The sequence below is a fragment of the uncultured Cyclobacterium sp. genome (assembly GCF_963976465.1).
In the GTDB taxonomy this organism is placed as follows: Bacteria; Bacteroidota; Bacteroidia; order Cytophagales; family Cyclobacteriaceae; genus Cyclobacterium.
The window spans coordinates 1-9,547 of the sequence record NZ_CAXBOC010000181.1; the positions used below are offsets into that span (position 1 = coordinate 1).

Annotated in this window: 9 protein-coding genes; 5 read left to right on the forward strand and 4 right to left on the reverse strand. The window is 37.6% G+C overall.

Going from position 1 to position 9,547, the window contains the following annotated elements; all coding sequences use genetic code 11:
* Positions 1 to 230: 230 nt before the first annotated feature.
* The 3 genes from AAC037_RS11635 to AAC037_RS11645 all read right to left on the reverse strand — a co-directional run bounded on the left by AAC037_RS11635 (position 231) and on the right by AAC037_RS11645 (position 2,441).
* Positions 231 to 941: a sugar transferase gene (locus AAC037_RS11635; RefSeq protein WP_339903157.1), complete on the reverse strand. Its 711-nt coding sequence runs from the start codon at positions 939 to 941 to the stop codon at positions 231 to 233.
* A 293-nt stretch (positions 942 to 1,234) separates the two neighbouring features.
* Positions 1,235 to 1,570 (reverse strand): MGMT family protein, encoded by a 336-nt coding sequence (locus tag AAC037_RS11640; protein ID WP_339903158.1) that lies wholly within the window; start codon positions 1,568 to 1,570, stop codon positions 1,235 to 1,237.
* Positions 1,557 to 2,441 (reverse strand): mechanosensitive ion channel domain-containing protein, encoded by an 885-nt coding sequence (locus AAC037_RS11645; protein WP_339903159.1) that lies wholly within the window; start codon positions 2,439 to 2,441, stop codon positions 1,557 to 1,559. Before AAC037_RS11645 ends, AAC037_RS11640 begins: the two co-directional genes overlap by 14 nt.
* Positions 2,442 to 2,526: 85 nt before the next feature.
* Here AAC037_RS11645 and AAC037_RS11650 point away from each other — a divergent pair, with 85 nt between their 5' ends.
* The 5 genes from AAC037_RS11650 (at position 2,527) to thrC (ending at position 9,187) form a co-directional block, all read left to right on the forward strand.
* Positions 2,527 to 3,207 carry an SDR family NAD(P)-dependent oxidoreductase gene (locus AAC037_RS11650; protein WP_339903160.1) on the forward strand — a complete coding sequence of 227 codons (681 nt, stop codon included), beginning with the start codon at positions 2,527 to 2,529 and terminating at the stop codon, positions 3,205 to 3,207.
* A 21-nt stretch (positions 3,208 to 3,228) separates the two neighbouring features.
* On the forward strand, positions 3,229 to 3,909 hold the full coding sequence (locus AAC037_RS11655) for a head GIN domain-containing protein (protein WP_339903161.1): 681 nt from the start codon (positions 3,229 to 3,231) through the stop codon (positions 3,907 to 3,909).
* Between the two features lie 566 nt (positions 3,910 to 4,475).
* Positions 4,476 to 6,923 carry a bifunctional aspartate kinase/homoserine dehydrogenase I gene (gene thrA / locus AAC037_RS11660; protein WP_339903162.1) on the forward strand — a complete coding sequence of 816 codons (2,448 nt, stop codon included), beginning with the start codon at positions 4,476 to 4,478 and terminating at the stop codon, positions 6,921 to 6,923.
* A gap of 1 nt (position 6,924) precedes the next feature.
* Positions 6,925 to 7,869, forward strand: coding sequence for a homoserine kinase (locus tag AAC037_RS11665; protein WP_339903163.1), 945 nt, complete (start codon positions 6,925 to 6,927; stop codon positions 7,867 to 7,869).
* A 25-nt stretch (positions 7,870 to 7,894) separates the two neighbouring features.
* Complete coding sequence (gene thrC / locus AAC037_RS11670) at positions 7,895 to 9,187, forward strand: threonine synthase (RefSeq protein WP_339903164.1); 1,293 nt, start codon at positions 7,895 to 7,897, stop codon at positions 9,185 to 9,187.
* Positions 9,188 to 9,194: 7 nt separating this feature from the next.
* On the opposite strand, the gene AAC037_RS11675 is transcribed toward thrC, so the two are convergent.
* Positions 9,195 to 9,443: a hypothetical protein gene (locus tag AAC037_RS11675; RefSeq protein WP_339903165.1), complete on the reverse strand. Its 249-nt coding sequence runs from the start codon at positions 9,441 to 9,443 to the stop codon at positions 9,195 to 9,197.
* Positions 9,444 to 9,547: the final 104 nt, after the last annotated feature.

Genomic DNA, 9,547 nt, shown 5'->3' on the forward strand with positions numbered 1-9,547 from the left:
AGATGGTTTTGGGGGTATACCTTTGGCTTTGAATTGTTGATATTGAATGGGCTTTTAATGTTTATTGGCTTATGGTTGGTTAGGATTAAGTCAACCCACAAACGAATGAAATTGGATTGATCTCGGAAATCCCCAGTATTTCTTTATTATAGGTTATTTGGGGGCTGAGCTGGGTGCGTGAGATGTTCTTGAATTGAGGTACTTGAAAATAAAAAAAAATAAACCAAAATCTAATAAACCTCATCCTTACTTAAAAGCAATGAAAAGATGGTCCAAATAATGATTTTCACATCCAATATTGGCGACCAATTGTTAACATAAAAGATGTCTAACTTACATCTTGAATAGATGTCGTAAAAATCTTTTGTTTCACCTCTAAATCCTTTTGCCTGTGCCAATCCTGTAATGCCCGGTTTGACGGTATGGCGAAACATAAAATTGTCAATTTCTGCTGAAAATTTATAATTCATGGGCATGGCATGGGGACGCGGACCTACAATAGACATCTCACCTCTGATTACATTGAAAAATTGTGGTAGTTCATCTAAACTGGTTTTTCTTAAAAACTTTCCTATCCAAGTAATTCTAGGGTCATCTTTAGTCGCCTGCTTGGTGTCTGCCTGATCATTGATATACATAGTCCTGAATTTATAACAATAAAAAGGAACATTGTCTTTCCCATGTCTCAATTGTTGAAAAAAAACAGGCCCTGATGAGTTTAGTTTAATTAATAAACCAATTAAAGGAAATAGCCACGAAAAAATTACAACCGTCAATAATAAACTCAACGTAACATCAAAAGTTCTTTTTAGTAGTTGTTGAGATTCATTAAAAATTGCAACAGGGATTTTTTTTAAATATTGTCCCCTTGATGTGGTTGATCTAGATGTGTGCTTCCTCCTAGAGGTAGCAGGTTTTCTTTCAGTGATTGTTGTGGACATAAAATATTTAAATTTCGCTATTCAAAAGCTGATGTTTCAATTAACCATTATCGTGCCATAATAGTTGCTTAAAACATTTGGTATTTTGATAATTGTATTTCAAATCTAAAATAAAGGTTTTTAATCACCTAGTAAATGGGAGGTTTTGTTGAATTTTATTAGTGAAATTAATGTATTGTTAATTTTTTGGTAATAAAAAGTCTAATTTTTTATGAAAAGTGTATTCAAGTAGAGAGTAGTTTTATAGACTAAATATTGTTTTGTGTACGATACAGTAAATACCTTTAGTCCAATTATAGTTCCAAGGCTTTGGCAGGATCCCAAAAAAAGTTTTCAAAATTAATAATGGTGTTGTTCTCAACTGTTACTCCCTCTTTTTCCAAAAGGGCTTGCATCAAGTTTGGAGAAGAAAAATGGTTTTTTCCTGTAAGGAGGCCATTTCTGTTCACCACCCTATGGGCCGGAAGATCTTTCATGCCGTGAGAAGCATTCATTGCCCATCCAACCATCCGTGCGCTGCCTTTGCTACCAAGGTAAGAAGCGATGGCGCCATAAGTGGTAACTTTACCCAATGGTATAAGTTTTACAACCTGGTATACTTGTGCGAAAAAGTTGTCATTTGATTTCATCACCGGAGATCTTTATGATGGATTGATTGATAATGCGCCGAATTTTTCTTTCAGATTCTTTGGACCGGTTATTAAGTTGGACTTGTAGTTTCATTTTTACAATATCCTTAAGAATACTCATCGTTTTGAGAGAAAGACTTTCACTAACTACTTCCTTGTTATAGGGTTCTATGATTGACCTTAGTTTTCTTTCCATTTCGTCCACATTCAACGATGAATGGTTGGTGGTTTCGAAATCGAAGGTTAATTTCCTAATGTTTTGCCTACTGTAATTCACTACATTGGCTGTGAGCATTAGGCTATTGGGTATCATTACCAAATCATGATCTTCATTTAGCAGCACAACATTCAATAAGGTAATGTCTTTGATCCGCCCTTGATGTTCACCTACACTTATGTAATCACCTAGAGTGATTTGATCAGAAAACATGATTATCAATCCATTGAGCATATTGATAATATAATCTCTGGATAATAAGGCTATGGCTGCAGCTACTATAGTGATGCTTGATAGAAATTCTTTGGGATCGATTTCAAAAAATATCATCGTAGCAATCAATAAGATGATCACATTTAGCAGGCGAGCAATTCTATTGATTCCCAAAACAAAATTATTATGAAGGGAGCTTGTTTTGGTTTTTCTCAAATAGAACCTTACCAAGAATATTCTACCAAGAGAAACAAGGATGTTTCCTGCGAGCAGAAAAGTCAGGGCATCTGCTATATTGTAAATCCGGGAGTACAATAAGTTTTTGCTAGGTTCTATTGTTTCTTGTAATACCAGAAAAGCAAAGTAAGCAAGCACCTTCAAAACAAATAATATCCGCTTTCTTCGCTCATTTACCTCTATACTGCTTTTTTCAGTTTCCATTATTATTTTAAAAATAAAGCTTACTTTTATGTTTTATCCACTATACGGACAAAAATACCGCATAAAAACCAAACAAAATAATCACATGAATAGAAATATAATCATCACGGGAAGTGCCGGCAATTTGGGGAGTGCTGTAGTGAATAAATTTAAAAGAGAGGGCTTTAAAGTTATTGCTATTACTATTCCGGGAAGTGATCAGGAAGTAGAAGAGGCTGATGATGTCTACCAGGTAGATGTGACTGATGAACAGTCTGTTAAAGATTTTAGTAGGGAGTACCAAATGCAGTACGGGAGCCTGGAATGCATGGCTTTATTGGTAGGAGGATTTGCTATGGGGAGCATTGAGCAAACTTCCAGCAAAGACATGGAAGATATGTTTCAACTGAATTTTTTCAGCGCATTCAATATGGTGAAACATTTTTTACCGTTAATGAAAAAGTCCAACAATGGAACCTTCTTATTTGTAGGGGCGAAACCAGCGTTAAATCATGCCGAAGGAAAAGATGTTTTGGCATATGCTTTGAGTAAAAGTATGGTGATGAATTTGGCAGATTTTATAGCCAATGAAACTGCCGATTCAAAAATCAGATCTCATGTTTTTGTCCCAAGTATAATTGATACACCTCAAAATAGAGGATCAATGCCCGATTCGGATTTTACAAACTGGGTGAAACCTTATGAAATTGCAGAAGCCATGCATTATGCAGCCACCAATGCCGCTTTAAGGAACATGACCTTTAAGTTATACGGTGGTGTCATTTGATTATCTAAAAAAAATTGAATTATGAAAACGACTATTTTATCCTTACTGATGGTATTGGCCTTTATCGGAGTTCAGGCACAAACCAACACAGAAACAAGAACGCTCAGTGCTTTTGATCAATTGGATGTAAGCGATGCCATAGAGGTTGAGCTCCAAAAAGGGGAAAAGCAAGAAATTACTATCACAGCTTCGGGAATAGGTCTTGATCAAATCATTTCTGAAGTAGATAAAAGACGATTACAACTAGAAGTGGATGGAAGTAAACCCAAGTCAAGTGCTGTCAAAGTTGTAGTTACTTATCTTCAACTAAGCGAAATAGAAGTGTCTTCAGGAGCAAAGGTTTTTGTAAAAGAACCAATCGAAAATAAAGACATAAACCTTACAGTTGCCAGCAATGGCTACCTTGAAATTGAAGTGAAAGCAGAAAATTTGATGTTGGAAGCAGAAACCAACGCCAAGATGTTTGTCAAAGGAGCTGCTGTTAACCTTGACTATAACGCATTTACAAATGCAGAAATTGATGGAGAAGAGTTGGTAGTTGATCATGCAGAGATTAGAACAAATACAAATGCAAGTGGTGTATTTGAGGTGAAAGAATCTCTCAAAGGAACAGCAGCTACCAGGGGTAGAATAAATTATAAAGGAGAGCCGAATATCATTGATGTCAAAGAAAGTATTGGTGGTTCCATCGAGAAACTTTAATATTTGGATTTGATATTGAAAAATAGCTCCTCCTTTTTATTGCTATTTTTCAATGCCAATCTCGGAAAACCTATCCATTACCGATTTTGAAAAGGTTGTTTTGCTTTGTTATTGGTAATTCGGTTTAAAGAAACATTCAAGTCTTTGCTTTTCTGGTGCTTTACACTAGCCTAGATGAATTTATCGAGTGTTTTTGATAATATATGACTAATTCCAGACCTAATTAATTCCTTGATAAATGTCTTGAAGGAACTTGTTAGGGTGGTATTCAGTTTTTTAATCTTTATTTAATAAGGGATTTCTAATCTAAAAAACTTGTGATATATAAAATTTGTCATTAGAATTGTCCCTTCAAACGATCAATCATGGTTTTCGCAGTAAACAAAATTCAAGAAATTTCATTCGCCGAATCTTTTCGGTCAATCAACTGCAGTCTATTTTTTAGTGGCAATACCACCACAACTACAGGCATTACGGGGTAATCCCGTACTTTCCTACATATTGCCCCCGACAAAGGAGGCCTTTCACAGGCTTCTGTTAACCGTTTTAACTGATAAAGAATAGCAATGAAAATATTAAAATTTGGAGGTTCATCCATCGCAAATTTGGAAAGAATTAAGAATGTTCTTTCTATCGTAAAGCAAGCATCCACAGATGATCAGATAGCAGTCGTCTTTTCAGCTTTTGGTGGAGTTACTGAAGACCTATTAAAATGTGCAGATCTTGCCAAAGAAAATGACATGGCATACCAAGCGCTTTTACTATCCTTGGAAAAGCGCCATCTTCAGCTTGTCAAAGAATTAATACCTGTTAGGAAACAGTCTGTTGTACTAACTTTTGTTAAGGTCAGGTTTAATGAGTTAGAAGATTTGTTTAACGGTATTTTCTTAATAAAAGAGTTTTCTCCCAGAACGTCCGATTACGTCGTTAGTTTTGGTGAGCGGATTTCCACCTATGTGATGTCGGAAGCCTTGCGTGAAAATGAAATAGACACGCATTATTTAGATGCTCGAGAGGTTATCAGAACCAATGATCGGTTTGGAAATGCAAAGGTTAACTTTCCTACTACCAATCAATTGATTTATGACTATTATAGCAAAAATCCGGGAGTTCTTGTTGTTACGGGCTTTGTAGCTTCTACAGATAAGGGAGAAACTACTACCATTGGTAGAAGCGGGTCTGATTATACTGCAGCCATTTTTGCCGCTGCACTGAAAGCGGAAAGCTTGGAAATTTGGACTGATGTTACTGGAGTAATGACTGCAGACCCAAGGTTGGTTTATTCCGCCATCACCATTCCTCAATTGAGTTATAATGAGGCAATGGAACTTTCTCACTTCGGTGCCAAAGTTGTTTTTCCGGCAACCATGCAACCGGCGATGAGAAGGAAGATTCCTATTCATATTAAAAACACTTTCCAGCCGGAGAAGGAAGGTACCCTTATTTGTGAAAAATCTGAAAACACCAAATTGATAAAAGGGATCTCCTCCTTAAATCATATCAGCCTTCTAAACGTCCAAGGATCAGGCTTGGTAGATGTAATTGGTGTAAGTAGTAGGGTATTTGGCACATTGGCAAAAGCGGATATCAATGTGGTTTTAATTAGCCAGGCATCTTCAGAACATAGTATCTGTATTGCAATAAAAAGTGAAAACTCTGACCTTGCCCGAGAAGTATTGGAAAATGAGTTTCATTATGAAATTCTTGCCGGGGAAATGGATAAGGTTCAAATAATGCCGAACATGTCTGTAATTGCTGTGGTAGGTGAAAACATGAAACACCACCCCGGAGCAAGCGGGAGGCTTTTTCAAGCCCTTGGAAGAAACAATATCAATGTTTCGGCAGTGGCGCAAGGAAGTTCAGAGTTAAATATCTCGGCGGTAATCAAACAGTCTGATCTTCAAAAAGGATTGAATGCTTTGCATGAGGCCTTTTTTCTTTCAGACAATAAAGTATTGCATGTTTTCCTTATTGGAGTTGGCCTTATTGGGAAGACATTGATTTCAATGATCCAAAATCAATTGAATAAATTACAAGAAGATTATATGCTGGATATCAAGATTCATGGACTTGCCAATTCTCGCTTCATGGCTTTTGACGAAGATGGTTTTGATCTAAGTACTATCCCTGTTCCATCCAGTGAAGACCTGCCAATGGACCTTACCGTATTTCTAAATACAATGAACAGTATGAACTTCTCCAATTCTGTATTGGTAGACTGTACTGCAAGCCAAGATGTGGCAGATACTTATGAGCGAGTACTGGCTTCTAAGGTGGCGATTGTAACTCCAAATAAAAAAGCCAATTCAAGTTCATTAGAGAATTATAAGTCTTTAAAGAAACTTTCAGGCCAAAGAAATATTAAGTTTCTTTATGAAACCAATGTGGCAGCCGGATTGCCCGTTATTAGCACTTTACAAGACCTTATATTAAGTGGAGACAAGGTGATTAAAATAGAAGGAGTGCTAAGTGGATCAATGAATTATATTTTCAGTGAGTTAAGTAAAGGTACTCCATTTAGTGAAGTGGTGACACAAGCAAAGGAAAAAGGGTTTACGGAACCAGATCCTAGAGATGACCTGAGTGGGATGGATGTTGCAAGAAAAATTCTAATCCTTGGTAGAGAAGCGGAACAGGATTTACATTTTTCTGATGTGAGTATTCAGAGTATGGTTCCTGAGGACTGTCAAGAAATAGAATCAGTAGAAGAATTTTTGGACAAGCTAAAAGCGCATGATCCCCACTTCTCGAGTTTGGTAGCTGAAGCCAGGGAAAAAGAAGAAACCCTTAGGTTTATGGCTGTATTAGAGAACGGAAAGGCTGAAGTTGGATTAAAATCTGTGGACAAAAAGCATCCTTTTTATTCTTTGGAGGGGAGTGATAATATGATTTTGTTTACAACAGAAAGGTATCACGAGTTTCCGATGATCATAAGAGGCCCTGGTGCAGGAGCAGATGTGACCGCAGCAGGCGTTTTTGCAGATATTATTAGGTTAGGTAATTATTCAAGATAATATGGACAAGCAAAAAGTTACTGCATTTGCACCTGCTACTGTAGCCAATGTTTCTTGCGGATTTGATATATTAGGTTTTGCAATAGAAGATTTAGGAGACAAAGTAAGTGTTTCGCTTTCTGATCAACCGGGAATCCGAGTGATTAAAATTGAAGGTGACAATGGGAAATTGCCTTATGAATCAGAAAAAAACACCTGTAGTGTTGCTGTCAAAGCAATGGTTGACAACCTTGGTTTTGAAGGTGGTTTAGAAATAGAATTGTATAAAGGTTTGCCTTTAGGCAGCGGGATGGGGTCTAGTGCGGCAAGTGCTGTTGCTGCCTTAGTTGCCACCAATACGTTACTAGGAAATCCCTATGAAAAAAAGGACCTATTGCCATTCGGTATTGAGTCTGAAAGGATCGCCTGTGGCGCAGGACATGCAGACAATATTTCCCCTTCTCTATTGGGTGGGTTTGTATTGATTCGTGAATACAAACCTTTGGATGTAATTCCATTAAATGTACCTAGAGGGCTTTATTGTACTTTGATTCACCCTCATTTGGAATTGAACACCTCTGATTCAAGAAGTGTTTTAAGAAGAAACGTGACTTTGCAAGATGCTACTACTCAATCGGGTAATATCGCCGGTCTAGTGGCAGGCTTGTTTCAAGAAGACATGGCCTTAATCAGCCGCTCGCTGAATGATGTAATTGCAGAACCTTCCAGGTCTATTTTAATCCCAGGATATGACGAAGTTAAGGAGGGTATTGTTCCGGCAGGTGCTTTGGGCTGTGGTATTTCAGGTTCTGGGCCTACAATATTTGTTTTGTCTCCAACCGAGGAAATTGCCTGGGAAGTAAGCAGGCTTTCCCAACAAGTATTTGATAAATTGCAATTGCCCATAGACCTATATGTTTCCGCTATCAATACCAGAGGAGCTTATATTGTAGAAGAAGAAATTTAATTCCTGACAAACCTGTCACTTTCTAATGAAATATTATAGTACCAATAATCCGAATCACAAGGTAGATTTAAAAGAAGCTGTTATAAAGGGGCTGGCGCCTGATCAGGGATTGTATATGCCTGAAAAAATTCCAGTTTTAGGTTTGGATTTTTTTTCCAACATACACAAGCTTTCTTTTAAGGAGATTGGTTATAAGGTCATTTCAGCATTGTTCTCGGAAGATTTGTCCCAAGAGCAAATCAAAACCTTGGTGGACCATACTTTGGATTTTGATGCACCCGTAGTGCCGGTAGAGCAGGATGTGTTTACCCTAGAACTCTTCCATGGACCCACTCTGGCTTTTAAGGATTTTGGCGCAAGGTTTTGTTCTAAATTGATGAGCATGCTTCAGGATAAGGGAGCAATCAAGGTGCTGGTAGCCACTTCCGGTGATACAGGTAGTGCTGTGGCCAATGGTTTCTTAGGTGTGGAAGGCGTGGAAGTTGTAATCCTGTACCCGTCCGGTAAGGTAAGTGAGCTCCAAGAAAAGCAATTTACTACCCTAGGTAAAAATATTCACGCCATTGAAATAAAAGGTGTTTTTGACGATTGCCAAAAAATGGTAAAAGAGGCTTTCTTGGATCCTGAATTAAACAGCCAATTGTTATTAACTTCTGCAAACTCCATCAATATAGCAAGGTGGATTCCTCAATGCCTGTATTACTTTTATGCGTATTCTAAATTGCCTAAGGGGAGCAAGAAGCTTGTTTTTTCCGTGCCTAGTGGCAATTTTGGTAATTTAGCAGCAGGTATATTGGCGGAAAGAATGGGGTTACCGATTGATATGTTTATTGCAGCAACCAATGTGAATAAAGTGGTGCCTGATTATTTGAGTGGACAGGAATTTACTCCCAAACCTTCTATCCAAACCATTAGTAATAGTATGGATGTAGGGAACCCAAGTAATTTTTACAGGCTGTTGGCTTTGTTTGGAGGAGATGAAGAAAAATTAAAGGAAAAGGTGCAAGGTTGTTTCTACAGTGATGAAAGCACAAACGAAGCCATGGTAAAGGTGAAAACTGAAACAGGTTATACCATGGATCCGCATGGAGCTGTTGCTTACCTTGGACTAAAAGCCTTCATGGACAAGCAGCCGGGTAACTATCAAGGAGTATTTTTGGAAACCGCACATCCGGGAAAATTTAGAAGTACGGTGGAAGATGCTCTCGGAGAAGTATTGGTTTTGCCTGAAAGGTTAGCTGCATTTATGCAAGGGGAGAAAAAGGTTACCTTTATGGAAAACGATTACGAGCAGTTTAAAAAGTATTTACTCGGCTAAAAATTACCTAATCAAAATATTTTTGGAATTCGCCTTTCTTTCTTTGATAAGGATATAAAGGAATATGATGATCACTCGATACCCTGGTTTTTTTAGGAAGTGCCGGTTTTTGTCTTAACCTGCGAATCAATTCTTTTATACCCAATAGGGGGTTACTTGAGAAAAATAGCATTGAGCCCTTATTGTCTAAAGTTGATAATAGTTTGTCATAGCTGCTCATATCATAGAAATAAGCCAAATGGTTGATGTTTTTCATGAATTGAAGGTTGCTTTTTAACCCGGATTATGTAATAGAATTCGTGATGAGTGTTGCAATCGCAAGAAAATCAGGCTGTTTGGAGATTTTAGCATAGCACCGCT